2 protein-coding genes are annotated in these 683 nt (G+C 38.5%); both read right to left on the bottom strand.

The annotated features are described in order from the left end of the window. A partial coding sequence (locus ACS8FD_RS20955) for a restriction endonuclease subunit S (protein ID WP_439277287.1) occupies positions 1-334 on the bottom strand: 334 nt, incomplete at its 3' end. Next, positions 324-683, bottom strand: a 360-nt coding sequence (locus ACS8FD_RS20950; RefSeq protein ID WP_439277286.1) for an N-6 DNA methylase, incomplete at its 5' end; no start/stop codon positions are given. The genes ACS8FD_RS20950 and ACS8FD_RS20955, both read right to left, overlap by 11 nt.

Here is a 683-nt window from a genome sequence, read left to right as displayed (position 1 = left end):
ATCTCGGTACAACCTCACCTTTTACTCTCAATCGATGAAGAGCTTTTTGATAAAGAATTTGCGAATTATGTCGTTCCCAAATAGCGCATCTTCCCACTTCTCCGCCTTCACAAACTAAAATATCATTGAATTCTAGTTTGTATTTATTGATTTCTCTTTCGCTGAAATACATTGAATTCAATTCAGATAATTCAAACTCACCCCATCTAACATTTGAATTTCCTAAATAGTGGAGTTGAGGCTGCTTCTCTTTAGCTGCTTTGTTAAGCATCTTACCCAGTTGTACATCAAAAATATCTCCAACGGTAAGCAAAGCCCATCCCTTAGGCACCATAACCCAACTCCTTTAAAAACCCTGCCATCTCAGTCTCTAGACTTTCCAATTCAGCTTTTAACTCAAGACGCTCAGCACGTACCGCATCCAAATCAATCTCCGCCTCTTCCTCAAAGGTATCGACATAACGTGGAATATTTAGGTTAAAGTCGTTATCTTTAATTTCATCAAAGCTCGCAAGGTAGGCGTATTTATCGACGCTTTCACGCGCCTTATAAGTCTCAATGACTTTAGCAATATTACTATCGGTGAGCTGGTTTTGATTTTTACCCGATTTAAACTCATTGCTGGCATCGATAAACAGTACCGTGTCATCAGTTTTATTCTTTTTAAAGATAAGAATAGCGGC

It is taken from the genome of Psychrobacter sp. 1U2 (assembly GCF_051847575.1).
Note: the sequence above shows the minus strand (reverse complement) of the source record. Positions and strands in the feature narration are given on the sequence as shown.